Consider the following 25,972-nt stretch of genomic DNA (forward strand, 5'->3'; position numbering starts at 1 on the left):
AGGAGCACCGGGAGAGATCATGCTTCCGGAACGGTCGTGTCGACGAGCCGGAGGTCGGCGACGTAGATCGCCTCGTCGGTGACCCGGTCGGGCGCCGGGACGGTCTCGAGGCGCACCGGGTCGACCGGGCGATACGTCGTCCGCCGGTAGCGCCGCATGGCCCGCACCCGGTAGTTCCGACGGCACAGTGCCACCGCCTCGCCGTGCTCGGTCCCCGCAGCGAGTTCGGGTTCCAGGTAGAGCGCACCCTCGATCCACACGCGGCCGTCGGTCGGTTCCGACGCCGCCCAGTTGAGCGGGAACAGGCGCCCGGCGACATCCAGCACGTCCACGTGGCAGGAGCACTCGTCCACCGACACGGGCGCCGTGATGACCTCGCCGCGCCCGTCGAAGCAGCCGAACTCGTCGACCGACCAAGTCTGGCGGTCCGACAGCGCCGGCAGGTGCCCGCCGGAGTAGATCGCGGGCGCGACCTCGGTCTCGTCACCGACGGACAGGGTCAGCGCCCCGGCGGCGAGGTGGTGCGGCAGGAGCTGGACGGTCAGCTCGCCCTCCGGGCGCTCCTCGCGCAGCGCCGGCCGACCCAGAGTGCGGCGCACGACGGCGTCCACGTCCTCGTGATGGCGCCCGGCCACCGTGCGTTCCTTGCTCCTCCGCGATCGCGCGGGTTTCACCATGTCGCCTCCTCGGCTCTCTCCTGGTTGGAGAGCCGCGGGGCTCCATCGGTTCCGCGGACGTGGCGCCTGTGGACAACCGCGCGGGGAGGGTCGAGGTGCTGGAGAGACGCTTCGTTTTTCGAAGCATCCTCAGCAACGTCGGGCGACTCGCCCTCGGCTCACCTCTGGTCGAAGTCCTTCGGGGCTGCAGCGGTTTCCTCCCCGGGACGACCGCGCGCAGGCGCTCGCGACACTTCGGAAACCGAAGCGTCGTCACCGAACTATGCGCCCTCCCCCGGCGCGAACAAGCAGGGTTGCCACGGCTCGAACGGCTTGCTGCCGGCGACGACCTGGGCGATGTACTCCTCGATGAACCTCGCCGACGCCTCCGGGGCTGTGGACCAGGAGATGAACGCCCCGGGCGCGGTCCCGACGTCGCCGGGCACCAGGCGTCCGTCGCGGACCAACCGCGCGACGAGACCCCCGGCGCGGTGGAGGAGGGCGAGATCGTCGTCGCCTCCTTCAGCCAGAGCGACGATGCCGATCGCGTGGCCCATGTCGATCCAGTCGACGTGGGCCTCGCCGACGATGTCGTCCATGATCGCGAGATCACCGTCGCTCATCCGTCCTCCCTCGGCGTGTGGACGCGGACCTGTCGATCACGCCCCGCGTTGATGTCGACGGCGGGATCGTGCGGCGGGGTCGACGACGTCGGCCGGTACGTCATGTAGGTGCCGTCATCGAGCAGGACCACGATCCTCGCGTCCGAGGTGTGGACCACCTGGCCACCGTCGGACAACGCCCGGAAGACTTCGTCGATCTCGGCGACCGTATCGACCTCGCGCACCGGAATCTTCATGCTCCGCGCACTGCCGCGCCGCCCGATCAGCACGCCCTCGTTCGCCGCGTGCTCCGCCGCCGTCAGCCCGCGGTACCGGCCCAGGGGCACACCCGAAGGCCCCGTCGCGTCGGCAGGCTCCACCCCGGCCGCGCGGACCGCGCGCGACGCCCGCCCGGCCGCGCCCGCACCGCCGAGGGCGGAGAGCCCGAGGCCGGTGAGCATCCCGCCCGCCCAACGCGTCGGGTTCGTGGCCGCCTCGCGGGGGTTGACGGCCTGCTCGACGGTCTCGCCGGGGTGCGTGACCGCGTGGGCCACACCGGTGGCGAGTTCACCCCACCCCGCGACCGCCTCGGCCGGCTCGACGATCAACCGCGTCGGGTTCACCTGCCAGAGCAGTTGGCCCGTGGTCGCGAGCTCCGACCACGCGCCGCCACCGAGATCACCGAGGAACCCGCCGATCTGCTGGGCGACCGAAGGCATCGCCGGGGCGAGGTCACGGGCCCGCGCGACGATCGGCGCCGCACGGTCCCCCGCCTCGGCGACGGCGGTGCGGGCCGCCCGCAGACGGTCCGTCGCCGCGATCCGGCCGGCCTCACCCGGGTCGACCTGCTCCGCGCCGAGCAGCTGCGCGCTGAGCGCCTGCGCCGTGTCCCAGTCCTGCACCGCGCCGACGGCCTCGGATCGCGCCCACGCCAGGACCTCCGCGAAGTCGGCGACGGCGTCGGCGGCGGAGAGGAACGCCTCGCCCGTCCCGCTCCACTGCGGCGGCACCGGATCGAACGCGCGGCGGAAGGCGTCGGCCGCGTCGCCCTGCCAGTCGCCCGTGTCGATGCGGCCCAACCCGTCCCCGGCGCCGACCAGGGCGCTGCCGAGGCGGGACATCGCCGAGGCGACGGACCGCACCGCGTCCGGGTCGCCGGGCACGAGGGCTGCGGGGTCCGCGCCCGACCCGAGCGGCGGCACGCGGGCTCACCGACCCCAGCGGAACTGGTCGATGGTCAGGCCCTCTGCCTCGGCGTACGCGCCGGCGGCGTCGTGGAGTCCGCGGGCGAGGGCGTTGCCGTCGTCGGTGAGGTTGGCCAGGCCGTGGGACCACCGATCGCCGAAGTCGACGACGACGGCCCCGAGGACGTCGTGACCGAACGGTGCGGTCGCCGTCACGAGGTCGGCGACGTCGTGCGCGACCAGCTCGACCATCACCGCGTCCACCCCGTGCGCGGCGACGAGCAGCGCCTGCAGCACCACCCGCACGTCGGCCACGGGCGTGACGGTAGGCAGGTCGGCGCGCGGAGACGTGCCGTTCGGCAGAATCGGACGCCGTCATGAGCCGCGCCGACCGCACCGACGCCTACACGCGGGCCGTCCTGCGGGTGCCGGATCTCGGGCTCCTCCTGAAGCCCCGGCCGGCAGGTCAGGTCTGCGGCACCTTCCCCTTCGACGCGCCGGTCCACGTCGTCACGGCCCACAACCCCGGGGCGCTACGACCCGGCCCGGCGGAGAACACCGCCCGCCAGGCAGGGCTCGACGCCGAGCTCGATCGGCGGGGACTGCGGCACCACCGGACCGTCGCCGGCGCCGAGGACGGGAGCCACGCGGAGGAGGGCGCGCTGGTCGTCGGGCTCGACGACGAGGCCGCCCGGGCGTTCGGCGCGGCGTGGGGCCAGGACGCGGTGTTCCGGTGGAGCGCGACGGCGTGGACGGTGCTCGCGTGCGACGACCGTCCCCCGGTGGAGCTCGGATGGGCGCTCTCCGCATGACCATCACCCGCGGCGAGGGCAGGATGGCGGGAGTGAGCGACTGGAACCAGCAGATCATCGACGAGTTCCGTGCCAACGACGGGAAGGTCGGCGGCCCGTTCGAGGGCGCGCCCCTGCTCCTGCTGCACCACACGGGACGCAAGTCGGGCACCGAGCGCGTCACGCCGATGATGTACCAGGCGGTCGGCGACGCCTACGCGGTCTTCGCGTCCAAGGCCGGCGCCGACACGCACCCGGACTGGTACCGCAACCTGCTGGCGCACCCGGACGTCACCGCCGAGATCGGGACCGGCAGCGAGGCGCTGCGGGCCCGCGACCTGCCCGCCGACGAGCGCGCGCCGATCTGGGAGAAGCAGAAGGCCGACTACCCGGGCTTCCAGGGCTACGAGGACAAGACCGACCGGACGATCCCGGTCGTGCTGCTCGAACGGCGCTGATGCCCCGCCCGGTGTGGAACGCGCTCGCCCACAAGCGGGGCGAGCTGCTCAGTCGCGACCTCGCCCCGGACGTGCACGCGCAGCGCTGGGCGCAGCGCTACGACGGCACGGTCGGGGTGCTGAACCGCTGGGTCGACCACGTCCGGGACACCACGTACGAGAACCTCCCCTACCTCGACCCGGCGAGCGCGGGGCAGGGGGCACGGGTCCTGGTGCTGCTGCAGGACCCGTCGGGCGAGGCGGAGGAGGGGTCGGGCTTCGTCAGCAAGCACAACAACGACCCGACCGCGCACAACACCTACGTCGCGAGCGACCGCGCGAAGCTCGGCTACGACATCAGCCTGCACTGGAACGTCGTGCCGTGGTGGGTCGCGAACCCGGCCAAGCCGGTGCGCACCCTGGAGAAGGAGTCGGTGCGCGCGCTGCCCTACCTCGAGCAGCTGCTGGAGCTGCTCGACCCCGCGCCGACCGAGGTCGTGGTCCTGGGCCGGCCGGCGGCTCGGGCGTGGGCGCGGATCGCCCGCCGCGGTCTGCCGGGCGGGTTGCGGGACGCGACGGTCGCCTTCGCCCCGCACCCGAGCCCGCTCGTCTACCCGCGCGTCGACGCCGCCACCGGGCGCGGCAACAGCGACCTCATCGTGGAGGCGATGCGCCTGGCCGGCCAGCGTGCCCGGGGCGAGAAGGTGCGCCCGGCCGCCGGCGGGCCGGCCGGGCGTCGCCGGCCGTTCTGACGTGACGTCGCCGGCGTCGTTCGCCGACCACCTGAGGACGCTGCCGCCGTCGGTCGGCGCGACCGCGGTCGTCGGGATCGACGGGTTCTCCGGGGCGGGCAAGACGGCGCTGGCGCAGGACCTGGGGCACGAGGACGACGTCGACGTCGTCTCCATCGAGGAGTTCTACCGCGGCTGGGCGGGCCTCGAGGAGGGTCCGGCGCGGGCCGTCGCGGGGCTCGTCGAACCGTTGCGCGCGGGGCGGACACCCCGGTGGCGCGCGTGGGACTGGGAGCGCGGCGAGGAGGGCCCGGAGCTCGAGCGGCCGCTGACCGCGCGGGTCGTCGTCCTCGAGGGCTGCGGGGCGGGGGCCACGGTGCTGCGGGCCCACGAGGCGCTGACCGTCTGGGTCGACGCCGAGCCCGGCGAGCGCGAACGGCGGCTGCGGGCCCGCGAGGACTGGCCGCTCTACGCCCCGCACCGCGCGACCTGGCGGGCGCGCGAGCAGGTGCTGGCCGCCCACGAGAATCTGCCCGACGCCGCCGACGTGATCGTCCGCCGGCGCCCCGACGGGTCGCTGGACATGCGGATGTCACGTCGTCGATGAGGTCGAACGTCCACCTTGTGGGTACCGTCCCCGGCGTGAGCACGACGACCGACGACATCCCCGCGCCCCCGCCGGACCTGTCGCCGGGCGACGCCGAGCACTGGCGCGAGGTCGTGCAGTGGAAGGATCGCGAGCTGACCAGCTCGTCGGGCCTGCTCAGCCCGCTGTGGGACGGGGTGGCGGGGGTCCGCGCCGAGGTCACCGGCCTGCTGCGGCGAATCCCCGGGGTGTCGCAGGTCGACGACGGGGTCCAGAACGCGCTCCACCAGCTCGCCTCGGCGGGTGCCGGAGCCGGGGCCGCGACCCTGCGGCGCGACGCGGTGTTCGCCGACTTCCGCGCGCTGGGCCACGAGGTCACCGACTTCAAGGACATCCGCGGGCTGGACATCGCCGACGTGCAGGCAGCGATGCCGCGCCTCGACCTCGGCTACACGGTGTTCGCCGGCGTGCAGGGCGGTGTCACGGGCTTCCTCACCGGCGCGGGCGTCACGGCGGTGGCGGGCGGGTCCAACGGCGCCGGGATCGGCAGCCTGCCGGGGATCGCGGTCACGATCGTCACGCTCACCGGCGACGCCCTGCTCACCGTCGCGTCCTGCACGCGCGCCGTCGCGCACGTCGCGGCCTATCACGGCTACGACGTGACGAAGCGGTCCGAGCAGCTCATCGCCCTCGCCGTGCTGGCCGTCGGACTCTCGGGGGACGACGAGACGCCGGGGGCCTATCAGGAAGTCATCGAGCTCATCACGGCCAAGACGCAGGAGAACCAGAAGCGCAAGCAGCAGCAGGCGCAGATCAAGCGGCTCGGCGGGGCCGTGCACCGGCGCCTGCTGAGCCAGATCGGTCAGCGCGAGGCCGCCCAGCTCGTGCCGGTCCTCGGCATCGGCGTGGGGGCGGTGCTCTCGGCGCGGCTGCTGGCGAAGGTCGTCGACACCGCCGTCCACCTCTACGGCGAGCGCTTCCTGCACGACAAGTACGAGCTGCCCTTCGGCGTCGACCTGCCCTTCGACCCGGCCACCTACCGGCCCTACGTCGACGGGGAGCCCGACGACGGCGGCGACGACATGGACGACGAGGGCGACGAGATCTTCGCGGGGGCCTGAGCCGCGCCGAACTATCCTTCGGCCGCTGCGGCGACGTGGGCGCGCACGTCGGCGATCGACGTGAACACCTGGTAGCCGAGCGCCCGGAGGCGGTCGCGGGCGGGTTCTCCCAGCTCGGGGTCGAGGACGACGGGCGGGGCGAGGGCGCGGCGGCTGATGCCGGTCGGCCAGAGGATCGCGGCGTCCGCGAGCACACCGCCGCCGCGGGGGTCGTGCACGCGGGCGTCGCGGCGCGGGGGTGGGAAGCCCTGGGCGGCGAGGTCGTCCACGAGGTCCTCGAGCGTCTCCGGCGCCGCCTCCCCGAGCACCGCGCGCCCGGAGCGTCCGCGCCGCGGCCGGTACTCGCCGCCCTCCCCCGGCGCCGTCTCGACGACGGCCAGCGGACCGGTCGGCGCCGACGGCGTGATCCCGGCGGCCGCCGCGGCGTCGAGCACCGGGGTCAGCGCGCCCTCGGGGTCGGCGACGTAGCGGGACTCGGGGACGCGCACGACCGGCCAGCCGCACCGGCGCAGGTCGTGCTCGGCCTCGACGTCGGCGCGGGTCGCCGGGCGGCGCTGCTCGTCACCGTCGCACACCACGGCGAGCCGCCCGTTCGCGCCGGTCACGACGAGGTCGAGCGTGCGCCCGTGCACCTCGACCTGCGGGACGACCGCGAAGCCGAGCGCCGAGAGGTCGGCGAACACCCGCTGGGCGAACAGGCTCCCGAACGCCGGATGCCGGTGGTCGCGGTCGACCTCGGCGGGCGCCGGACGGTTCTCCGGGGCGCCCGCGGAGCCGACGGGCTCGGTGGCGGTGACGTGCTCGAGCAGCTTGCGGCGCAGGTCGGCCTCGGCGAGGTCGTCGGCGCGCACCGAGTGGAACAGCCAGCACTGGTCGCGGGCGCGCGAGGCGGCGACGTTGTACCCCTGGCGGAAGCGCTCGGCGGTGAGGGCGACGAGCCGCCGGCCGGGAGCGACGACCATCGAGAGCCACACGATGTCGCGCTCGTCGCCCTGGAAGTCCGCGGGCACGCCGACCCGCAGCCGGCGCGCCTCCCACGCGGCGACGCCGAGACGGTCGCGCAGCTTGCTCTCGATCAGCTCGACCTGCCCGTGGCCCTGCAGCACGACGACCCCGAACGTCGCGCCCGCGTACGCCGGGTCGGCCGCGCAGCGCGCGACGGCGTCGACGAGCGCGGATGCCTCGGCGTCGTTGGTCAGCCCCGACCCCGTGCCGCTGGCCTGCGCGTCCGGCACGAACGTGGCCCGCAGCGGCGGCAGGCGGTCGGCGCCGAACTGGCGCAGCGGGACGAGGGGGAGGTCCTCCTCCCCCGGCCCGCTGTAGAACTCGCGCGACGACCAGCCGACGATCTCGGGCATCGACCGGAAGTGCTCGCGCAGCCGGATCGGCGGCCCGAACGTCGCCCGGAACACCGAGAAGACGCTGGCCCGGGGCGTGAACTGGCTGCGCAGGTAGAAGGGCACGTCGGGCAGGTCGTGCTCGAGACGGGCGAAGGACGACTCCAGCGTCCCGCCCCCGACGTCGGCCGGGGTGCACTGGCGGTCGTCGCCGACCACGATCACCCGCGGCGCGAGCCACAGCAGGAACAGGCTCGTCAGGTCGGCCTGGCTGGCCTCGTCGACGATCACGACGTCGAACGCGTCGGGCCGCGGGGCGACGGCCGAGAGCACCTCGCGGATCGGCATCACCCACGCCGGGACGGCGTCGCGGGCGACCTCGACGGCCTCGCGGGCCGCGGCCCGGTAGCGGTCGGCGTGGCGTCCGGTGCCCCGTCCGACCGCGGCGATCGACGCGCGGTGGCTCTGCAGCGCGCGCATCTGCTCGGCGCCGATCCGGGTCAGGCAGGCCCGCCACGCCCGTGCCGACGCCAGGCGGGCGGTCGCGCGGGCGAGCTCGACGTCGAGGTCGGCGAGACGGTCCGGAGCCGACTCCGCGTCGGCCCACGAGCGCACGCGCGCCGCCGCCCGGGCGTGGGCCCAGGCCTGCTCGAACCGTTCCTCACGGTCGGGCCACGGCTCGCCGGCGTGGGCGTAGAGCAGCGACACCACGCCCGGCGCCGCCTTCTCCAGCCGCGCGGACAGGGTGTCGGTGCGGCGCTGGGCCCGGGCCTCGTCGTGCGCGGACTCCACCCCGAGCACGGCCTCGGCGTACCCGTCGGCGTCGCGGCGGCGCAGCGTTTCCAGGACGGCGACGAGCTCCGGTGCGCGGCGATCGGGCGGCGCCCCGCTCTCCAGACGCTCGACCACCTCGTCGAGCTCGCCGCGGGCGAGGTCGGCGGCGCGGGTGTCGTCGACGTCGAGCGTGAGCGTCGCGAACACCCGCAACCGCGCCAGCGAGTCGATCCGCGGCCGCTGGTCGGGCGGCAACGCCGCGAGCAGGCGCCGCACGCCGACCGCGGCGGTCAGGACCCGGCCGACCGACAGGCACGCGGCACGCAGCGCCAGCACCTGCTCGACGAGCATGGCCCGGTGCTCGGCGCGGCGCAGCGGGTGCCCGAGCGGGGCGAAGGCCTCGGAGAGCCGGTCGGTGATCTCGAGGATCCGCAGGTGGCGGACGATCGCCTCCGCGCCGGAGACGGTGGCCGGCTCGGCGCCGTGCAGGCGGACCCCGGCCAGGTAGGGCTCCACCGCCTTCTGCTCGTCGGGCTTGAACATCCGGCGCGTCTGCCCGCCGTCGGCCAGGAACTGCGCGAAGCGCTCGAACGCCGGCGCGGCGGCGGCGACGTCGACGCCGTCCTCCACGCGGACCTGGGCGGACCCGGCGCGGCGATCGTGCTCGAGCACCACGTCGACGTCGCGCAGCCCGTCGGTGGCGCGGCCCCAGAGGTGCCCGGCGCGCCCGGACAGGACCGCGTCGGCGACCTCCCGGGCCCACGGGGTCTCGTCGCCGGACTCGTCGAGGTCGGCGAGGGCGTCCGCGACCCGGCGGCTGACCGCGGGCAGGTGCTCGGCCGCGTCCGCGGGCAGCCGGCCCAGCGCGGCGACCAGATCGCCGGTGTCGCCGGAGGTCGCGTCGAGCCCGCGCAGGACGGTGGCGGCGAGATCCGCGATGTGCTCCTCGGGCGGCAGCTCGACCGGCGGCGGCAGCAGCTGGCGGGCCCGCGCCCGCCGCGCCGGGGAGTCGCCGGCCAGCAGCGTCCGCAGCTCGGCGAACTCCGCCGCGTCGAGCGGTGGCGTGGCCGGCAGGTCCGCGTCGGGGTCGACGACGTCGGCGAGCCAGCCGTCGCGGTCGTGGGCGTCGCGCACCCGGCGGGCGATCTCGGCGCGCGTCCCGGTCATCCCCGGCCCGAGGTCGCGCTGCACGGCCGTCTCCGCCGCGCGGTCGGCGACGAGCGCGTCGAGCGCCGTGTCCCGCTCGGCGAGCAGCCCGTCCCGGCGTTCGGTCAGCTCGGCGACGGTGCGTTCGGCGTCGTCGGGGTCGAACTCCGTGCTGCGGGCGGCCAGGCCGGCGATGCCCGCCCCGACGCCGGGCTCGTCGTCGGCCTCGGCGAGCGAGATGCACAGGTCGCGCATCTCGGCGGGAAGCTTGTCCCGCAGCACGCGCAGGGCCTGCGCCTTCTCGCTGGTGACGAGCACGCGGCGGCCCTCGGCGAGCAGCGCGGACAGCAGGTTCGCGATCGTGTGGGTCTTGCCGGTGCCCGGCGGACCCTCCACGACGACGCCCGAGTCGCGACCCAGCCGCGACAGGATGCGGCCCTGCGCCGCGCCGACCGGCAGCGGGAACAGCGGGTCGGTGACGGGCGGCTCGTCGTGCCCGGCGCGGGCGAGCCAGGCCGCACGGTCGCGCGGCTCGATCGCGGCGACGAGCTGGGCGAGGCCGACGGGCAGCGGCCTGCTCGGGTCGGCGAGGTCCGCCGTCATCGCGTCGTAGAACGCGCGCAGCGCCGCGGCCCCGCGCCGGCGGGCGACGAGGGTCGGCGCCGGCACGAGGGCCGCCTCGCTCCCGGTCGGGCCGATCCAGTCGTCGCCGCGGCGGGCCGGGACGCGCAGGTGGCGGTCGGCCCAGCTCTCCAGGAGCGTCACGAGGTCGGTGTCGAGCGGTGAGGTCGGCGCTCCGTCCTCGGGGGGCGCGGCGTCGTCGACGATCCCGGTGCCGGCGAGCAGCTCGTCGTCCTCCCAGCGGGTCGCGTCGCCCGCGAGCGTCACGACCATAGCTTCGTCGCGGTGCTCGATGCGCACCGGGCGCGTCAGCAGGGGGACGCGCACGTCGTGGCCGGGGGCGTGGAGCAGCCCGCCGGCGAGGACGAGCTCGACGGCCTCGGGCTGGTCGGCGGCGGTCCGCATGAGGTCGAACAGCGCGTCGAACGTCGCGCGCATCGGGCCCTCGGGCCGGGCACGGAGGATCTCGTCGCCGGCCTCGCGGGGGCGGCGCACGGCCGACTGGTCGGCGACGTCGACCAGGGCGAGCTCGCCGACGTGGTGGCGGGTGTGCCGGACCGGCCGGGCCCGGGCGAGCGCCACCCGGCGCAGCACCCCGACCAACCGCTGGACCCGGTCGCGCAGGGCCGGGTCGTTCTCGGGGCGCTCGGCGGGCGCCTCCTGCGGCACGACCACGCTCCCTTCCCTCACGTCACCGGCGGTCCAGAATCGCATCCCGGAGGTGATCACGCGTGGCCGGTCGCCGGGATGGAACCGTGGGGGCGTCGCCACCGTCGAACCCCGTGACGGAGCGGGAAGGAGGCGGGGCGGATGGGCACGGGGGACGATCCGGCCGAGGCCGCGCGGTTCCTCACGGGGCTGGCGGCCTCCGGGGGACGGGCGGAGCAGGCCGTACGGGTGCTGCGCACGCGGTACGGCGCCGGGCGCACGCTGCTGATGGGCGCGCAGCTCGCCCTGCTCGACGCGGCCGACACGCTGCACGAGCGGGGCTGGGGCGCCCGCGACGTCACCGAGGTGGTGCGCCGGCGGCTCACGGCCGGCCGGGTCGTGCTGGCGGTGGACGTGCTCGGGGCCGCGGCGGCCCGGCGGCCACGGGGGGATGCCCCCGACCTCGAGGGGACGCCGCTGCCCCGTGACGTCCCGCTGGTGGCGCAGTGGAGCAGCGTGCGCGGGCTCGACCCCGACGACGCGCTCGCCGCGAGCGTCGCCCTCGTGGGCCTGATGCGCACGTTGCCCGCGCTGCCGTGGCTCGGCGAGGAGGCCCGCGCGCCGGAGGGGGTCGACGCCCGGGTGCTCGCGCGGGTGCGCGGGCTGCTCGCGAAGGCCGAGTCCACCGAGTTCCCCGAGGAGGCCGAGGCGCTCTCGGCCAAGGCCCAGGAGCTCATGGGCCGCCACGCGCTCGAGCAGGCGCTGGTGGGGGCTCCGGTCGACGCCGAGCCGCGTGCGTCGGCCCGGCGCCTGTGGCTCGACCCGCCCTACGCGAGCGCGAAGTCGAGCCTCGTCCACCAGGTCGCGACCGCCAACCGGTGCCGCGCGATCAGCCTCGGCGCGCTCGACATGGTCACCGTCGTCGGGCACGCCGCCGACCTCGCGACCGTCGAGCTGCTGGTCACCTCGCTGCTCGTGCAGGCCGACCGCGCGATGCTCGCGGCCGACGACGAGACGGTGCCCCGCGCCCGGCGGCGCTCGTTCCGCCACGCCTTCCTGCTCGCCTACGCCACCCGCATCGGCGAGCGGCTCACCGCCGCGGCGCACGAGGCGCAGGCGCACGCCCGGGCGGAGCTCGGCGAGGCCCTGCTGCCGGTGCTGGCCGCGCGGGCGGAGGTCGTCGAACGCACCGTCGGCGAGCTGTTCCCGCGACTGACGCGGCGTCGGTTCAGCGTCGGCAACGGCGCGGGATGGGCGGCGGGGCGCGCCGCCGCGGACGCCGCCAGCCTCACCCCGGGCCGCGACGCCCTCTCTGAGGGGTAGGCGAGGATGGGCGGATGGCCGGCAACCGCGAGCGACGCGCCGCCAAGCAGCGTCGCCGCGACGCCAAGCGGGGCCACGCGCCCGAGGCCGCGCCGCGGCCCACCGACCCCGGTCTGCCGCCGGAGTCGCTGCAGGCGCTGCTGCGCCGGGCCGCCGCCGACCTCGCCGGGGGTGACGACGCCGCGCTCACCGAGCTGCGCCACGTGCTCGCCGAGCACCTCGCGCGCCGGCGCGAGCGGGTGCTGGAGGCGTGTGACGCGGTGACCGCCGGGGTCGTCGTTCCCGGCGACCTCGAGGGCGCCGAAGGCCGGCTCGGCGCCGCCCTGGCCGTGGGCGAGACCGTGTCGTCGTGGGCGGAGCGGGCGGGGGCGCGCACCGAGGAGGCGGCGGTGGCGACGGTGCGGCTGCTCGCCACCTCGGGCCTTGACCTCGACAATGGTTGAGGTTCTACCGTCGTCGCCATGACCGACCACCCCGTGCGCCCGCATCCCGGCCAGGAGCTGTCGGTGGGCGAGGTCGCCGAGCGCAGCGGTGTCGCGGTGTCCGCCCTGCACTTCTACGAGCGCGAGGGCCTCATCCACAGCCGGCGGACGGCCGGCAACCAGCGCCGGTTCCGCCGCGTGGTGCTGCGGCGGCTGTCGTTCATCCGCATCGCCCAGCGTGTCGGCATCCCGCTCGCCGAGATCCGGTCGGCGCTCGACTCGCTGCCCGACGGCCGCACGCCCACCCGTCAGGACTGGGAACGGCTCTCCGCGCAGTGGCGGGAGGAGCTCGACGACCGCATCCACCGCCTCCAGCAACTGCGCGACGACTTCACCGGCTGTATCGGGTGCGGGTGCCTGTCGATCGACCGGTGCTCGCTCGTGAACCCGGGCGACCGCTTCGGGGAGGAAGGACCCGGCCCGCGCCGGCTCGTCGGCTGACCGTTGACCACGTCATGCGTCGTGGTTAATCTCTGACCACGACAGATGACGTGGTCAGGAGGTCCCATGCGCTTCAGCACCGTCGGGATGTGCGTGCACGCCGAGGACGTGGCCGCGGTCCGCGCGTTCTACGTCGACGTCCTGGGCTTCACCGTGGCGTTCGACATCGGCTGGTTCGTGAGCCTGCGCCAGCACGGGCACGACGACCTCGAGGTGTGTGTCGTCCACCGCGACCACGCGCTGGGCGAGGACCTCGCCGGCCCGGTGCGCGGTGTGGTGTTCGCCTTCCTGGTCGACGACGTCGACGCCGAGCACGCGCGCCTGCGCGCCCTCGGGGTGCCCGTCGGCGTCCCGCCGCGCGACGAGCCGTGGGGTCAGCGGCGCTTCCTCGTGCGCGACCCGGCCGGTACGGGGATCGAGATCGTGCAGGTCACGACGCCCGACCCGGCGTGGCTGGCCGAGCAGGCCGCCGGGTGAGCCCCCGCGCCCCCCGCAATCCCGCGCGGCGCGACCAGCTGCTCGACGCCGGGCTCGCCGTGCTCGCCGAGCAGGGGGCGCGGGGGCTGACGTTCCGGGCGGTGGACGCGCGGGCCGGGGTCGCGACGGGTACGGCGACCAACTACTTCACCGACCGCGACGCCCTGCTCGCCGAGCTCGGCGAGCGCATCCACGCCCGGCTCGAGCCCGGGGAGGAGGAGCTGGGTGCGGCGCTCGCGGGTGCGCCGACGCCCGCGGTGATGCGGCGGCTGCTCGCCCGCGTCCTCGAGCGCCGCGAGGTCTACGTCGCGCTGCTGGAGCTGCGCCTCGAGGCCACCCGGCGCCCCGCGCTGCGTCGGTCGCTGACCGCGACGGTGCGCGCGCGCTTCGAGCAGGACGTCGCGTTCCACGAGCAGGCCGGGGCGCCGGGTGGTCGCCGGGCCGTGGCGCTGCTCCACCACGCGATGGAGGGGCTGATCCTCGACCAGCTGACGCTGCCGGAGGCGCTGGGCGATCCGGCCGAGGCCGGCGAGCTGGCCGGTCAGCTGGCGGAGATGATCACGCGAGGCGTGTGACCCGGCCCGGCGGGGCGGGCACCGCGTCGGGGTGCAGGGCGTGGGCGATCGCCTCGATCCCGTCGACCAGCCGCGGGCCGGCGCGCACGACGTAGGAGGCGGAGTCGACGGCGACCAGCGGGACGCCCGGGAGGTGGGCCCGCACGTCCGCCGCCTGAGCCACCGCGTCGTCGAGCCCGAACCCGCACGGGGCGACGACCACGACGTCGGGCTCCTGGGCGCGCGCCTCGTCCCACGTCGTGGCGACGCTGCGTCCGCCGTCGATGCCGGCCAGCGGCTCGGCGCCCGCACGGCGCACCATCGCCGGCACCCAGTGACCGGGCAGGAACGGGGGATCGACCCATTCGAGGGCGAGGACGCGGGGTCGTGGTCGTCCGGCCAGGGCCTCGTCGACCGCGCGCAGACGTCGCTGCAGGTCGAGGGTGAGGCGTGCGCCGGCCTCGGGCACCCCCGCGGCGTCGGCGACGGTGCCGACGGCCGCGAGCACCTCGTCGAGGGTGTGGGGGTCGACGGTGAGCACGCGGGCGTCGAGGTCGAGCTCGTCGAGTGCCTCGGACACCGTCGCCTCGGGCAGCGCGCACACCCGGCACAGGTCCTGGGTGAGCACCAGGTCGGGCGCGGCGGCCCGCAGGCCCTCGCGGTCGAGGTCGTACTGCGGGAGGCCCCGCGCGGCCCGGTCGCGGACGATCGCGTCGATCTCGCCCGGCGTGAGCCCCGCCGGCAGCGCGGTGTCGACGACGACGGGTCGCCGCTCGCGGATGCCGGCGGGCTCGTCGCACTCGAACGTCACGGCCACGAGATCGTCGGCCAGCCCCAGCGCCCCGACGATCTCCGTGGCCGCGGGCAGCAGCGACGCGATCCGCACGTCCCCGACCCTATGTGAGCGAACTTTGGGGCTATAGCACCAAAGTTCACTCACGTACGCAGGAGCGGGCGGGGGTCGAAGATCGCGCGGATGGTGCGGGCGCGGCCGTCGGCGACGTGGGCCCAGTTGACGGTGCGCAGCGGCGCGTCGGTCTCGGTGGTGTGCAAGTCGTAGACGGTGCAGACCTCGGGCCCGTCGACGAAGACGTGCTGGACGTCCACGGCGGTCACGATGCCCAGCAGGCCGTGCAGAGCCGTGACGTTGTCGTCGACGCCCTCGACGTGGCCCATCGGGCCGTCGAACACGACGTCGTCGGCGAGGACGTCGCGCAGCGACTCGGCGTCGTGGCGGCGCCAGGCGTCGAAGTAGGCGGTCATGGTCTCGGCGGGGGTCCTGTTCTCGCTCATGACTCCAGCCTCGGCCGGAGCGCTCCAGAAGTCCAAGAGCTGTCAATGGTCCCCGCGATAAGCTCTGATGATGGAGCTGCACCAGCTGCGGTACCTCGTCGCGGTCGCCGAGGAGGGCGGGTTCACGCGGGCGGCCGCCCGGGAGCACGTCGCCCAGCCCGGCATCAGCGCCCAGATCGCGCGGCTGGAGCGGGAGCTCGGGCAGGTGCTGTTCGACCGGTCGGCGCGCGGGGTGCGGCTCACGCCGGCCGGGGAGGCGGTCCTGCCGCACGCCCGGGCCGCGCTCGCCGCCGTGGCCGCGGTGCGCGACACCGCCGACGAGATCGCGGGACTCGTCCGCGGCCGGGTCTCGGTGGGCATGGTGCGCGGCGGCGGCGTCGTCGACCTCCCCGGGCTGCTCGGCGACTTCCACCGCACCCACCCCGGCGTCGAGATCCGCCTGGTCGAGGCGGCCACGGACGCGCTGCTCGACGGCCTGCGCGCCCACGACCTCGACCTCGCCTGGGTCGGCCGCGACGGCGACGCACCACCCGATCTCGACGTCGACGTCGTCCTCGACGTCCCCCTGGTCGCCGTGCTCCCTCCGGACTCCCCGCTCGGCGACACGGTCACGGCCGCCGAGCTGACCGAGCACCCGGTGATCGCCCTGCCGGTGGGCGCCGGGGTGCGGGCGGCGCTCGACCGCGCGGCCGCCGACGCCGCGGTGACGCTGCGCCCGGCGCTCGAGGCGGGCTCGCCGGCCGTGCTGGTGGACCTCGCCCGTCAGGGTCTCGGCGTGGCCGTGGTCCCGGCACCGGCGGTCGCGGGCCGCGACGACGTGCGCGTGGCGCCGCTGACCCCCGAGGTGCGGGCGCGGATCGACCTCGCCCGCCGCCGCGACACGCCCCTGAGCCCCGCCGCCCGCGCGCTGCTCGCCCGGGCTCGTGACTGGATCCCGTGACCGCGAGAATCGGACCGGTGGACCTCCTGCTCGGGGTACGGCTCTTCGTCCGCGGCGCCGCGACGGTGTTCCGCACGCCGCGCCTGCTCCTGCTCGGCGCGATCCCGGCCCTGATCGTCTCGATCTTCTACGTCGCGGGGATCGTGGCGCTCGTGGCCTGGCTCCCGGAGCTCACGTCCGGGCTCACCCCGTTCGCCGACGGGTGGTCGGGGACGGCGCGCACGATCGCGCGGGTCGCGGCCGGCGCGGCGCTCGTCGGGGCCGCCGGAGCGATCGCCGTGGTCACGTTCGTCGCCGTCACGCTCGCCGTCGGCGGGCCGTTCTACGAGAAGCTCGCCGAGATCGTCGACGAGCAGGTCGGCCCCGTGCCGGCCGCGGCCGAGCCCTCGTGGGTGCGCTCGATCGCCCGCGGCGCGCGCGACGGCCTGGTGCTCGTCGGGCTCTCGGTGCTCGCCGCGATCCCGTTGTTCCTGCTCGGCCTCATCCCGGTCGTCGGCCCGGTGCTGGCGCCCGTGTGCGCCGCGCTCGTCGGCGGGCGGCTGCTGATGATCGAGCTCGCCGCGCCCGCCCTGCAGCGCCGCGGCCTGGACTTCCGCGGCCGGCGCGCGCTGCTGCGCACCCGGCGGCTGCTGACCTGGGGCGTCGGCATCCCGACCTACCTGCTCGCCGTGATCCCGTTCGTCGCGATCGTCGCGATCCCCTCCGGCTCGGCTGCCGCGACGCTGCTCGCCCGCGAGCTGCGCGGGGAACCGACGGGTCAGGAACGCCCGGCCTCGAGGACGTGAGCGGCGAGCACGTCGTCCATCACCCGCTCCTGCTCGACCGCGAGGCCCGCCTCCCGCACGGCGAGCTGCAGTTCCGGGTCCCACGGCGTCGGCGGCACGGCGTCCGGGTCGACGGCCGGCAGGTCGACGTCGGCCTCCGCGACGGCGGTCCGGTAATCGTCGGCGGTCATCCGCCAGGGCTCGATGCCCCGGTCGTACAGCCGCGACGCGATGCGCAGGCCGCCCGCGTCGACGTCGCCGTGGTGGCGGACGACGGCGCCGGCCTCCCGCAGGGCCTCGAGCAGCGCGAGCGCACCGCCGGTCGGCTCACCGGCGGTGCAGACCAGCGGGGCCGCGAGACGTTGCTGCGCCGCCGCCTCGAGCAGGCGGGGGTTCTCCACGGACAGCACCACGCACCCGGGCGGCACGGCGACCGCCAGGTCGCGCACGGTCAGGGTGGTCAGCGGTGCGGGGGCACCGGCGGCGGTCATCGCCCGGACGCCCGCCGCGACGCCGTCACCGAGCAGCGGCAGGTGCCAGGTCAGGGTCGGCGCGGAGACGACGTCGCCGGGGAGGCCGGCAGCGTTCCACAGGTCGGCGTCGTCGCGGTGCGCGTCGCCCGCCCGGTGCGCCAGGGCCGCCCGGACCCAGCGGCGCTCGGCGGTGCCACGGTCCAGGGCGTGCGCGGACCCGAGCACGCGGGCGGCGACCTCGCCGCGGCTCCGGCGGTGATCCGCCTGGTCCAGGACACGGGCCACGACGTCGACCGCGCGCCGCGCCTGCCCGGCGTCGGGTGCCCAGCGCCGGGCGGACAGCGCCCACGCGTCCACCCACGGCTCCGCGCCCAGACGCGCGCGGGCCTCGTCGCGCAGCACCGCGTCGCGGTCGTCGCGGCGGGCGCGATCGTCGTCGCGGGCCTCCTTGCGTCCCGCCGGGGTGTGGCCCGCGGCGGCGAGCACGGCGAGCAGGTCCGTGCCGCGGGCCGCCAGCCCGCGGTCCAGGGCCGTGAGGTCGAGACGGTGCCGTGTCGTGGGGAAGCGGTGTCCGAGGACCTCGCCGAGACGCGCGTGAACCCGCGCATCGAGGCCCCGCGGGAGCGCGACCGGGCGTCGGTCGGCCAGACCGCGCCGGTCGAGCGCCGCGGCGATCTGGCGCCACAGCGGATCGAACGTGGCGTCGAGGAGGACGGGCGGAACGGCCGCGAGCTGGTGGCTTTCCTGACGTCCAGTGTCAGCGTGGCCGCCAGGCTGAGACACCCCGTGCCTCGTCACGCGGGCTCGTACGCCGACCAGTCGGGCATCGGGGTGCCGGCGAGGGCGGAGGCGAGGCGGTCGAGGTACCAGCGCCAGCCGGCGTCGAGGTCCGAGGCGCTCAGGCCCTCGGGTAGCGACTGCGCGAAGACGAGGACCGCGCCGTCGCCGTCGGGCTCGACGCGCAGGTCGAGGTGCCAGACGCGGTCGGACTCGTTCTCGGGGAACTCGACGGCGAGCCGGTGCGGCGGGTCGCAGGCGGTGATCCGCACGTCGACGGGCTCGGCGACCTCGCCGCCGGCGTCCGCCTCGCCGGTCATCGTGAAGGCGACGGTCCGGCCGACGCCGGGCTCGCCGGTCCACGTCCCGATCCAGCGCCCGAGGCGTTCGGACTCGGTGATCGCGGCCCAGACGTCCTCGACGGGGTCGGGGTACGGGCGGCGCCAGACCAGCGTCGTGGCGCCGTCGGGCTCGGTGCGGGTCTCAGCCGGCGGTGTCGGCACGGTCGTCTCCCTGGTCGGGGTTATCGGGGTTCTCGGGGTTCTCGGGGTTCTCGATGGCGCGACGGGCGCGGCGCCCGCGGCGGATCTCGGTGTCGAGGGCGTCGAGCCGGCGCGCAGGACCGGCGACGGGCAGCGGCCGGAACCGCTCCAGCCAGGCGTCGAGCTCGGCCAGCGGGCGGCGGTCGAGGGCGTAGATGCGGTGCTGGCCCGCGACCCGCGAGACCACGAGCCCGGACTCGCGCAGCACCCGCAGGTGGCGGCTGATCGCCGGCCTGCTGATCGGGAACGCCTCGGCGATCTCGCCCGCCCCGACCTCGCCCTCCGCGAGACGCTCGACGATCGCCCGGCGGACCGGGTCGGCGAGCGCCTCGGCGGGGAACACCTCCGATATGTAACCAGGAGCTTCATGAACCGTCCAGTTACACGTCGGTGATCGAAGTCCCGATACGGACGCTGAGCGTCTGCGACGGCACTTCGCTGACAAACCCTCAGAGCAGCGTCGGCTGCTCGTCCTCCTCGTCGCCCTCGGCGACGGTGACCGCCGGGACGTAGCGGGCGGCCGCCGGCAGCACGCGCAGGGCGCCGGAGGCCTCGCGTACCACCAGACGCATGGACTCGAGCAGCCCGACGACGTCGAGGGAGAACCGCTCGGGGTCGCCGATCGCGGCCTTCGACCAGTACCGCCCGTACTCGCCGACCAGCTCGCCCAGCACCTCGCGCACCGACGGCCAGGCGATCGGTTCCGGGTCCTCGGCGGGCCGGAACTGGTAGATCAGCTCGCTGACCAGCAGCAGCGCCGCGTGCGCCACCGTGCCGCTGCCGGGAAACGCCGTGTCGGAGCACCCGCCGTCGACGTCGAGCGCCGCGACGCCCTCGGCCCGCGCCTCGAGCACGAGCCCGGTCCGCGCCTCGATCCGCCGGGCCTCGTCCGCGGCCCGGCGCCGCAGCTCGGCGAACCGCGCCGGTTCGAGGTCCTCGGCGAGGACCACCGGGTCCTCGACCAGCCGGCGCCGCACCGTCGTCGTCGCCGACCCCCGCTCGCCGGCGCGCTCGACCAGCTCGTCCGCCGTCTCGGCCCCCACCAGCGCCGCCGTCGGCAGCAGCGCCATCCGGTCCTGGCGCACCTCGAGCAGCGCGTCGGCGTCGGCGTCGTGCTCGTAGCTCGCGACCCCGCGGTCGAGCTCGCGCAGCATCCCGTGCGCGATCAGCCACCGCAGGGCCGTCACCAGCGCCCGCCGGGACGCGGGATCGGTGTCCTGGACGACGCCCGCCTCGGCCGCCGCGGAGTGCACGGCGTTGACCAGGTCCCGCAGGCTCGTCCGGTCGGGGCCGCTCGTCGTCGCCGCCAGCACCAGGGCGAGCGCGGTGTACTCCGCCGACGTGAACGCCCGCGGGGACGTCGAGACGGTGCGCAGCGGCCGGTCGGTGGGCACGTGACCGGTCTTCACCAGGCGCGCGGTGTCGGCGGTGACGACGAGCCGGTAGGTCAGCTCGGTGGAGAACCAGGTGTCGAGCGCGTCCGCGTGCCGGCGGATGAGCGCGAACAGGTCCGGGTCGGACTCGACGGTGCGCCACGGCCGGGCGAGCAGCGCCCGGGTGGCGACGACGAGCTCGGTGTCGCGCTGCGGGTCGGTCCGCGGCGCGGTCACGTGGGCTCCACGGTTAGCGCCAGCCCCTCCAGCCGCAGGGACCCGCCGTGCGTCGGGACCGTGGTCGTCTCGCCGGGCGTCCTTGTCACCACGCACCGGACGCCGTCGAGCGCCACCGACCCGGACGCCGCAGCCGGGCCGAGGTCGGCGACGGCGCGGGTGAGGACACGCTGCAGCTCGCGCAGGGCGGGCTCGGAGAGCCGGTCGGTGAACGCCGCGGCGCCCGCCTCCAGCAGCTCCGCGCGCGCCGCGGCCGCCCGCTTCTCGACCTCGGCCCGCCGGGCGAGCAGGTGGCGACGCTCCTGGCTGCGGTCGGCGACCCGCGAGGTCCGGCCCCGGCTGGTCGTGTCGCCGCGCTCGCGCAGGGACACGGGCACCGGGGCGACCGGCGCGTCCCACCACGAGATCGACGACGAGACCGGGTCGGTGTCGTCGCCCCCGGCCACCCCGAGGTGCCGGGCGCCGTGGAGACCGAACGCGGCCGCCGCCAGCTCGTGGGCCCGCGTGGCGTCGGACCGTCCGAAGAACATCGCGAGCCGCAGGAAATCGACGCGCCGCGACGACCCGGCGGTGCCGGTCCGTGAGAGCCGCGTGAGGTTCTGGGTCAGGGTCCGGACGGCGTCGACCGCGTCGCGCTCCAGGGTCTGGACGCGCGACGGCCGGCCCGGGGAGGAGACGAACCACGACGCCAGGTTCTCCCAGTCCGCGACCGCAGCCCCGGGCTCGCGGCGCACCCGCACCGCCGAGAGCCCGGCCGCCGCGACCCGCGCGGCGAGGCCGTCCGCGGCGCGGTCGACGATCGTCGGGACGCGGGGGCCCACCGTCTCCAGGAGCGCGGCGATCGGCCGCGCCGCCCGGCGCAGCGTCTCGAGCCGCTCGCCGACGTAGCCGACGAGGACCTCGGAGAAGAACGCGAACTCGTCGGCGTCGAGGTCGAACCGCGACTGCCACTGGTTGATCGCCGCGAAGAACTGCGTGATCTCCGCGGAGAACGCGACGTGCGGGTCGAACACGCCGCGGACGGCCTCGGCGAGGCGGTCCGGCGGCGCGGTCGCGGCGTCGAGCCGGGCGAGGGTCTCCAGCCCCGCCCGCAGCTGCTCCAACCGCCCCAGCGACACGTCCCGTACGTCGTCGACCTGGGCGAGGACGCCCTCGACGACGTCGTGGACCTCCTGGCCCACGCGGGTGATCAGGTAGCGGTTGCGGCGCCGGTAGTAGTCCTCGACGGTGCCGACCTGCCCCACCGACGCCGAGACCTCCAGGTTCCCCCAGGCCCGCAGCTGTTCCAGGCGCAGCGTCACGGTCTGCTCGTCGATCGCCGTGCCGGCATCGTCGAGCCGCGCGGTGACGTCGGCCGGCGTCAGCTCGGCGAAGAACGTCCCGGCGAACACGGCGAGGATCGCGCGGTAGTCCGGCGACTCGGTGACGTAGGCGAAGACCGACGTCCGGACACCGTCCCGAGGGGCGGACGCGCCGGTCACGCCGAGACCGCCAGCGCGGACCCGTCCCAGCGGTAGTGGACGAGCGCGATCGCGCGCAGCTCGGGGTCGCGCAGGACCTCGGTGATCGCGAGCGCGGGGACGTTCGGGTGCGTGCCCCACAGCCGTTCGGAGGTCACGACGAAGTCCACGTCGAGGTCGACCAGCAGGCCGAAGAGCTTCGCGTGGTTGTCCTCGGACACCTTGGCGAAGGCGTCGTCGAGCAGCACGAGGCGGGGCGCGCCGACCCCGTGCGGATCGTGCGCCGCGGCGCTCGCGGCGGCGGCCGACGCCATCGGCAGCACGGTGACCAGCTTCTTCTCGCCCTCCGACAGCGTGGTGCGACGGGTGAGCAGCTCGTCGGAGCGTCCCGGGCGGCGGAGGTAGATCCGCATCTCGTGCCAGGTCCGGTAGTCGAGGATCTCGCCGATGACGGTGCGGTACGACGCCTCCGGGTTCTCCGCCCGGGCCTGCTCGACGAGACCCTTCACCGCCTCGCGGACCCGGTCGTCGTCCTCGGGCTTGCGCAGGTCCGGGTGGGTGCCGAGCAGCTCCAGCGCCGTCGCGGTGTCGGCGTCGAGATCGGAGCGCGGGCGCCACTGCAGCTTCACGCCGATGCCCTGGCTCGAGGTGACCCCGCGCAGGATGCGGTTCATCCGGTCGACCAGCTCCCGCGCGGCGAACAGCGCGTCGGCGACCTCGCGGGCGATGCGGCCGTGCAGCAGGTTGCGCAGCGCCTGGTCCTGCTGGGCCGACAAGAGCCCCTCGGCCTGACGCTTCTGGACGGCGACACGCAGCACCATCTGCGGCAGCGTCGCCCGCGACCCGCTGGTGACGAACACCGCCATCGGCATCCCGTCGGCGGTGCGCCGGCTCTCGATGTCCCGACCGCCGCCGCCCAGCGCGTCACGCGCGGTCCGCAGGGCCTTCTCCAGCGCGTCCTCGCTGACGTTGTTCCGCGGCGCGGAGAGGCGCTCCCGGAGGGCGGCGACCAGCTCCTGCGCGCCCTCGAGGGTGTCGGCGGTGGCGGGGACGGGCTCCGGCTCGTCCTCGCCGTCATTCCGCTCCGCGGCGGTGTCGACGTGCCGCTCCGCGGCGGGGAGCAGCCCGGGGGTCTCGACGACGTCGGCGAGACGCCGGCGCGCGGCCCGGACGGCGGCCTCGCGCTCGGCCGCCGTCGCGACGGCGCTCTCGACCTGGCCGTCCGCCTGGGCGAGCGCGACCGCGGCCGACTCCTTCGCCCCGCGCGCGGTCTCCAGCCGGTCGGCGACGTCGCGCAGCTGGTCGTCGAGCTCCGCGACGCGGGCGGCCACCTTGGCGGGCTCCTCGCCGAGGGACGCCTCGATCGTCTCCAGCTCGGTGCGCACCGACCCGGCGTGCTCGTCGGCGGCGCGGTGCGCGGCGAGGGCGGCGGCGTGGTCGGCGCCGTCCCGGTCCCACGCGGTGATCGCTTCCAGCCAAACCCCGACGCTGCGGTGGGTCCGCTCCCGGGCGGCCTCGACGGCCGCGAGCGCTCGCTCGGCGTCGCCGACGGCCTCGCCCAGCTCCTCGAGCCGCGACGGGTCGGTGGGCAGCCCGGCGTCACCGGCCTCCTGCTGGAGGCGGGCCCAGGCGTCGTCGGCGCGACGCCGGGCCTCGTCCGCCGCCGACGCCTGCTGCGCCGCCCGGCCCTGGGCCTCCTCGGCGTAGCGGACGGCGCCGGTGGCCGCGGCGACGGCGTCGTCGACCGGGCGGGTCGGGGGCAGCTCGCGAACGAGGGACCGCAGGCCGTCGGCGTGCCCGTCGAGGGCGGCGAGCACCGCGCGGGCGGCGTCGAGCCGCTCCTCGGTGTCCGCCGCCCGGGCGGCGAGCTCGGCGAGACGCCGCTCGCGGGCCTGGGCGCGGGCCCCGGCGCCGACGTGCTCGGCGGCGTCCTTGCGGTGCCGGCCCCGGAGCGGCCCGGCGCCGAACGCCCCGTCGTCGGAGACCCAGAGCCCGGGTCCGGGGGCCGTCCCCACCGCCGCGAGGACCCGGGTGACGACGTCGGGGGCGACCGCGCCGGTGTCGGCCGGGGCGAGCCACCGACCCAGACCGTCGTCGGGACCCGTGGCGCCGGTCGGCGCCACCAGCAGCTCGCCGTCACCGTCCCGGACCGTCCCGTCGTCGCGCACGTGCGCGGTGAGCAGGCCGGACGCCTCGAGCGCGGCCTCGAGCCCGGCGCGGGCGGCGTCGTCGACGTCGGGGCGGAAGTCGACCACCGCGGCGAACAGCGCGGCGTCCTCGACCTGCGTGTCCCGCCGCCACGGGGCGCGCGGGAGCGGGAGCTCCGCCGCGGCCTCGACCCGGGCGTGCTCGGCGCGCAGCTCGGTGAGCTCGGCCTCGACCGCCTCCGCGCGGGTGCCCGCCCGCGACCGTGCGTCGGCCAGCGCGGCGGACGCGGCGTCGGCCTGCGTGCGGGCGGCGCGCACGGCACGGTCGGCGGCGGCGCGCAGGTCGTCGTCGCGGTGGTCGTCAGCGCCGGGGTCGTCAGCGCCGGCGTCGACGTCGCCGGGGTCGTCGTGGTGGTCGTCGCCGTCCGGCAGCGGCAACCAGCCCGAGGTGCCGTCCGGCTCGGCCGCGGGGACGGCGGCGACGTGCGCCTGGAACCGGTCGACCCAGGTCCCGACGGCGGCGCGGTGCTCGTCCGCGGCGGAGCGGGCCGCCCGGCGGGCGGCGTCGGCCTGCTCCGCGGCCTCCCCGGCACGTCCGCGGGCGTCGGCCGCCTCGGCCTCGGCGCGGTCGGCGGCGGTCGTCTCCCGGTCGGCGGCGACGGCGCGTTCGCGCAGGCCGCGCACGGTGGTGCGGTGGGACCGCAGGGCGTCGCCGATCCCCGTGAGGGCTCCGGGCAGGTCCGCGGTCGGGTCCGCGGCGTCGGGGTCCGGCGGAGCGTCGACGGTGGTCTGCCCGCCCTCGTCCCGGCGTGGCTCGGTGACCAGCGACGGCGGGTCGGGCAGCCGGGTGACGACCGCCGTCGCCGAGGCCGTGCGGGCCGCGGTCGCGACCGCCGCCAGGTACTCGGTGACCCCGGCGAGGTCGGACTCCACCTGCCCCCGCGCCCCGGCCACGCGCGACGCCGCGGCCCCGGTGCGCTCGGCGGCGCGGTCCCGGTCGGCCTCGCGGCCGCGGGCCTGCGTGTCGGCCCGGGCGAGCTCGTCGCGGCGCCGCAGGAGCTCCGCGTGCGCGGTGAACTCGGGCAGGCTGACCAGACCCTGCCGCTCGGCGGTCGCGCGCCGCTCCTCCGCGGCGAGCTCGTCGACGTCGCGGACCGACGCGGCCTGGGCGGTCCGTGCGCGTTCCGCCGCGGCGCGGTCGCGGTCCAGCCGCCGGGCGGCGGTACGCGCCACGTCGACCGCGGAGCCGGCGGCCTCGACCTCGGTCATCAGCACGCGGCGGGCGTAGTCGGTGTAGACCTCGACGACCGCGTCGAGCGCCTCGGCGGTGCGGGTGAGGTCGGTGACGTTGCGGCGGTGGTCCTCGAGGTCCTCGAGCGGCTGGGCGGCGTCGTGCACCGCGTCCTCGGGCACGGGCGGCAGGGCCTCGCGCAGCGTGCGCGGGAGGTCGGTGTCGATGCGGTCGCCGACGCGCGGGTTGCGGACCTGGTGCAGCAGCCGGAAGTACGACCCGGGGTCGACGCCGCCGAAGAACCGCCGCGCGATCTCGGCGCGGTACTCGGCGGTCGAGGTGAACACCTGTCCGCGGGTGCCGAGCTCCGAGCGCAGCACGTCGATCGAGAACGGCACGTCGGCCTCGGTGAGGCGCAGGTCGATCCGCACCCGGCGATCGGTGGAGAACCACCACACCGTGACGCGGTCGGTGCTGCGGTTGGCGCGGATGCCGCAGCCGACCGTCCGGTACTCGCCCTGACGCTCGAACTCGATCCACAGGTAGCCCGTGCGCTGGGTGTCGTCGTTGTCCGAGAGCATCCAGCTGCGCAGCACGCCCCGCTGCTCGCCCGCCGCGTCGATCTTGCGGACGTCGGCCTCGAGCAGGAACGGCAGCAGCATGTTCATCGCCGTCGACTTGCCAGAGCCGTTGACCCCGCGCAGCAGCAGCCGTCCGTCGGCGAAGTCCAGCACCTCGTCCTGGTACTGGTAGACGTTCAGGATGCCGGCGCGGGAGGGCTTCCAGCGCTGTTGATCCTCGGCAGGCACCCGGACGAGGGTACG

At 76.2% G+C, this 25,972-nt stretch carries 25 protein-coding genes; 12 read left to right on the forward strand and 13 right to left on the reverse strand.

The genetic code is table 11. The features are described from left to right. Positions 1-17: 17 nt before the first annotated feature. The 4 genes from ACR9E3_RS04175 to ACR9E3_RS04190 all read right to left on the reverse strand — a co-directional run bounded on the left by ACR9E3_RS04175 (position 18) and on the right by ACR9E3_RS04190 (position 2,757). Positions 18-635 (reverse strand): hypothetical protein, encoded by a 618-nt coding sequence (locus tag ACR9E3_RS04175; RefSeq protein WP_460378800.1) that lies wholly within the window; start codon positions 633-635, stop codon positions 18-20. Positions 636-937: 302 nt separating this feature from the next. After that, positions 938-1,279: a hypothetical protein gene (locus ACR9E3_RS04180; RefSeq protein ID WP_460378802.1), complete on the reverse strand. Its 342-nt coding sequence runs from the start codon at positions 1,277-1,279 to the stop codon at positions 938-940. After that, the gene (locus tag ACR9E3_RS04185; RefSeq protein WP_460378804.1) at positions 1,276-2,460 is read right to left on the reverse strand and encodes a putative T7SS-secreted protein; all 1,185 of its coding nucleotides are present in this window, start codon (positions 2,458-2,460) and stop codon (positions 1,276-1,278) included. Before ACR9E3_RS04185 ends, ACR9E3_RS04180 begins: the two co-directional genes overlap by 4 nt. A gap of 6 nt (positions 2,461-2,466) precedes the next feature. Beyond that, positions 2,467-2,757, reverse strand: coding sequence for a hypothetical protein (locus tag ACR9E3_RS04190; protein ID WP_460378805.1), 291 nt, complete (start codon positions 2,755-2,757; stop codon positions 2,467-2,469). A gap of 62 nt (positions 2,758-2,819) precedes the next feature. Here ACR9E3_RS04190 and ACR9E3_RS04195 point away from each other — a divergent pair, with 62 nt between their 5' ends. The 5 genes from ACR9E3_RS04195 to ACR9E3_RS04215 are packed head-to-tail and all read left to right on the forward strand — an operon-like array spanning position 2,820 to position 6,108. Beyond that, the gene (locus ACR9E3_RS04195) at positions 2,820-3,254 is read left to right on the forward strand and encodes a DUF3293 domain-containing protein (RefSeq protein WP_460378806.1); all 435 of its coding nucleotides are present in this window, start codon (positions 2,820-2,822) and stop codon (positions 3,252-3,254) included. A gap of 23 nt (positions 3,255-3,277) precedes the next feature. Beyond that, entirely contained in the window at positions 3,278-3,691 is a 414-nt protein-coding gene (locus tag ACR9E3_RS04200; RefSeq protein WP_460379066.1) for a nitroreductase family deazaflavin-dependent oxidoreductase, read from the forward strand. After that, positions 3,691-4,422, forward strand: coding sequence for a uracil-DNA glycosylase family protein (locus ACR9E3_RS04205; protein WP_460378807.1), 732 nt, complete (start codon positions 3,691-3,693; stop codon positions 4,420-4,422). The genes ACR9E3_RS04200 and ACR9E3_RS04205 overlap by 1 nt, the downstream gene beginning before the upstream one ends. A gap of 1 nt (position 4,423) precedes the next feature. After that, the gene (locus ACR9E3_RS04210; protein ID WP_460378808.1) at positions 4,424-5,008 is read left to right on the forward strand and encodes a nucleoside/nucleotide kinase family protein; all 585 of its coding nucleotides are present in this window, start codon (positions 4,424-4,426) and stop codon (positions 5,006-5,008) included. Positions 5,009-5,043: 35 nt separating this feature from the next. Next, a complete protein-coding gene (locus tag ACR9E3_RS04215) occupies positions 5,044-6,108 on the forward strand; it encodes an EcsC family protein (RefSeq protein ID WP_460378809.1) in 1,065 nt (354 codons plus the stop codon). An 11-nt stretch (positions 6,109-6,119) separates the two neighbouring features. Here ACR9E3_RS04215 and ACR9E3_RS04220 read toward each other — a convergent pair whose 3' ends face one another. Next, positions 6,120-10,661: an AAA domain-containing protein gene (locus ACR9E3_RS04220; protein ID WP_460378810.1), complete on the reverse strand. Its 4,542-nt coding sequence runs from the start codon at positions 10,659-10,661 to the stop codon at positions 6,120-6,122. A gap of 135 nt (positions 10,662-10,796) precedes the next feature. On the opposite strand from ACR9E3_RS04220, the gene ACR9E3_RS04225 reads away from it, so the two are divergent. The 5 genes from ACR9E3_RS04225 (at position 10,797) to ACR9E3_RS04245 (ending at position 13,932) form a co-directional block, all read left to right on the forward strand. Beyond that, positions 10,797-11,957, forward strand: a complete 1,161-nt coding sequence (locus tag ACR9E3_RS04225) for a DUF2786 domain-containing protein (protein WP_460378811.1) — start codon at positions 10,797-10,799, stop codon at positions 11,955-11,957. A gap of 14 nt (positions 11,958-11,971) precedes the next feature. Beyond that, positions 11,972-12,400 carry a hypothetical protein gene (locus ACR9E3_RS04230; RefSeq protein WP_460378812.1) on the forward strand — a complete coding sequence of 143 codons (429 nt, stop codon included), beginning with the start codon at positions 11,972-11,974 and terminating at the stop codon, positions 12,398-12,400. A gap of 18 nt (positions 12,401-12,418) precedes the next feature. After that, entirely contained in the window at positions 12,419-12,880 is a 462-nt protein-coding gene (soxR, locus tag ACR9E3_RS04235) for a redox-sensitive transcriptional activator SoxR (protein ID WP_460378813.1), read from the forward strand. A 66-nt stretch (positions 12,881-12,946) separates the two neighbouring features. Beyond that, complete coding sequence (locus ACR9E3_RS04240; protein ID WP_460378814.1) at positions 12,947-13,357, forward strand: VOC family protein; 411 nt, start codon at positions 12,947-12,949, stop codon at positions 13,355-13,357. Then, on the forward strand, positions 13,354-13,932 hold the full coding sequence (locus ACR9E3_RS04245; RefSeq protein ID WP_460378815.1) for a TetR/AcrR family transcriptional regulator: 579 nt from the start codon (positions 13,354-13,356) through the stop codon (positions 13,930-13,932). The genes ACR9E3_RS04240 and ACR9E3_RS04245 overlap by 4 nt, the downstream gene beginning before the upstream one ends. Here ACR9E3_RS04245 and ACR9E3_RS04250 read toward each other — a convergent pair. After that, positions 13,916-14,797, reverse strand: coding sequence for an ABC transporter substrate-binding protein (locus ACR9E3_RS04250; RefSeq protein ID WP_460378816.1), 882 nt, complete (start codon positions 14,795-14,797; stop codon positions 13,916-13,918). The genes ACR9E3_RS04245 and ACR9E3_RS04250 overlap by 17 nt on opposite strands. A 50-nt stretch (positions 14,798-14,847) precedes the next feature. Continuing rightward, positions 14,848-15,204, reverse strand: a complete 357-nt coding sequence (locus tag ACR9E3_RS04255; RefSeq protein WP_460378817.1) for a nuclear transport factor 2 family protein — start codon at positions 15,202-15,204, stop codon at positions 14,848-14,850. Between the two features lie 70 nt (positions 15,205-15,274). Here ACR9E3_RS04255 and ACR9E3_RS04260 point away from each other — a divergent pair, with 70 nt between their 5' ends. Beyond that, positions 15,275-16,144 (forward strand): LysR family transcriptional regulator, encoded by an 870-nt coding sequence (locus tag ACR9E3_RS04260; protein ID WP_460378818.1) that lies wholly within the window; start codon positions 15,275-15,277, stop codon positions 16,142-16,144. A 17-nt stretch (positions 16,145-16,161) separates the two neighbouring features. Beyond that, on the forward strand, positions 16,162-16,929 hold the full coding sequence (locus ACR9E3_RS04265; protein WP_460378819.1) for an EI24 domain-containing protein: 768 nt from the start codon (positions 16,162-16,164) through the stop codon (positions 16,927-16,929). Here the strand turns inward: ACR9E3_RS04265 and ACR9E3_RS04270 are convergent. From ACR9E3_RS04270 to ACR9E3_RS04295, 6 genes are all read right to left on the reverse strand, one after another. Beyond that, positions 16,902-18,164, reverse strand: coding sequence for a DUF2399 domain-containing protein (locus tag ACR9E3_RS04270; RefSeq protein ID WP_460378820.1), 1,263 nt, complete (start codon positions 18,162-18,164; stop codon positions 16,902-16,904). The genes ACR9E3_RS04265 and ACR9E3_RS04270 overlap by 28 nt on opposite strands. A gap of 11 nt (positions 18,165-18,175) precedes the next feature. Beyond that, the gene (locus ACR9E3_RS04275) at positions 18,176-18,661 is read right to left on the reverse strand and encodes an SRPBCC domain-containing protein (RefSeq protein ID WP_460378821.1); all 486 of its coding nucleotides are present in this window, start codon (positions 18,659-18,661) and stop codon (positions 18,176-18,178) included. Next, on the reverse strand, positions 18,642-19,043 hold the full coding sequence (locus ACR9E3_RS04280; RefSeq protein ID WP_460378822.1) for an ArsR/SmtB family transcription factor: 402 nt from the start codon (positions 19,041-19,043) through the stop codon (positions 18,642-18,644). Before ACR9E3_RS04280 ends, ACR9E3_RS04275 begins: the two co-directional genes overlap by 20 nt. Positions 19,044-19,149: 106 nt before the next feature. Further along, entirely contained in the window at positions 19,150-20,310 is a 1,161-nt protein-coding gene (locus ACR9E3_RS04285) for a TIGR02678 family protein (RefSeq protein WP_460378823.1), read from the reverse strand. Further along, complete coding sequence (locus tag ACR9E3_RS04290) at positions 20,307-21,791, reverse strand: TIGR02677 family protein (protein WP_460378824.1); 1,485 nt, start codon at positions 21,789-21,791, stop codon at positions 20,307-20,309. Before ACR9E3_RS04290 ends, ACR9E3_RS04285 begins: the two co-directional genes overlap by 4 nt. Further along, positions 21,788-25,957 (reverse strand): TIGR02680 family protein, encoded by a 4,170-nt coding sequence (locus tag ACR9E3_RS04295; RefSeq protein ID WP_460378825.1) that lies wholly within the window; start codon positions 25,955-25,957, stop codon positions 21,788-21,790. Before ACR9E3_RS04295 ends, ACR9E3_RS04290 begins: the two co-directional genes overlap by 4 nt. Between the last annotated feature and the right edge of the window lie 15 nt (positions 25,958-25,972).

It is taken from the genome of Actinomycetospora sp. C-140, assembly GCF_054796175.1.

Excerpts from the sequence above, each read along its gene's own strand:
- ACR9E3_RS04180 (WP_460378802.1), bottom strand. The coding sequence starts at position 1,279 with ATGAGCGACGGTGATCTCGCGATCATGGACGACATCGTCGGCGAGGCC.
- ACR9E3_RS04195 (WP_460378806.1), top strand. The coding sequence starts at position 2,820 with ATGAGCCGCGCCGACCGCACCGACGCCTACACGCGGGCCGTCCTGCGG.
- ACR9E3_RS04200 (WP_460379066.1), top strand. The coding sequence starts at position 3,278 with ATGGCGGGAGTGAGCGACTGGAACCAGCAGATCATCGACGAGTTCCGT.
- ACR9E3_RS04255 (WP_460378817.1), bottom strand. The coding sequence starts at position 15,204 with ATGAGCGAGAACAGGACCCCCGCCGAGACCATGACCGCCTACTTCGAC.
- ACR9E3_RS04205 (WP_460378807.1), top strand. The coding sequence starts at position 3,691 with ATGCCCCGCCCGGTGTGGAACGCGCTCGCCCACAAGCGGGGCGAGCTG.
- soxR (WP_460378813.1), top strand. The coding sequence starts at position 12,419 with ATGACCGACCACCCCGTGCGCCCGCATCCCGGCCAGGAGCTGTCGGTG.
- ACR9E3_RS04230 (WP_460378812.1), top strand. The coding sequence starts at position 11,972 with ATGGCCGGCAACCGCGAGCGACGCGCCGCCAAGCAGCGTCGCCGCGAC.
- ACR9E3_RS04225 (WP_460378811.1), top strand. The coding sequence starts at position 10,797 with ATGGGCACGGGGGACGATCCGGCCGAGGCCGCGCGGTTCCTCACGGGG.
- ACR9E3_RS04260 (WP_460378818.1), top strand. The coding sequence starts at position 15,275 with ATGGAGCTGCACCAGCTGCGGTACCTCGTCGCGGTCGCCGAGGAGGGC.
- ACR9E3_RS04240 (WP_460378814.1), top strand. The coding sequence starts at position 12,947 with ATGCGCTTCAGCACCGTCGGGATGTGCGTGCACGCCGAGGACGTGGCC.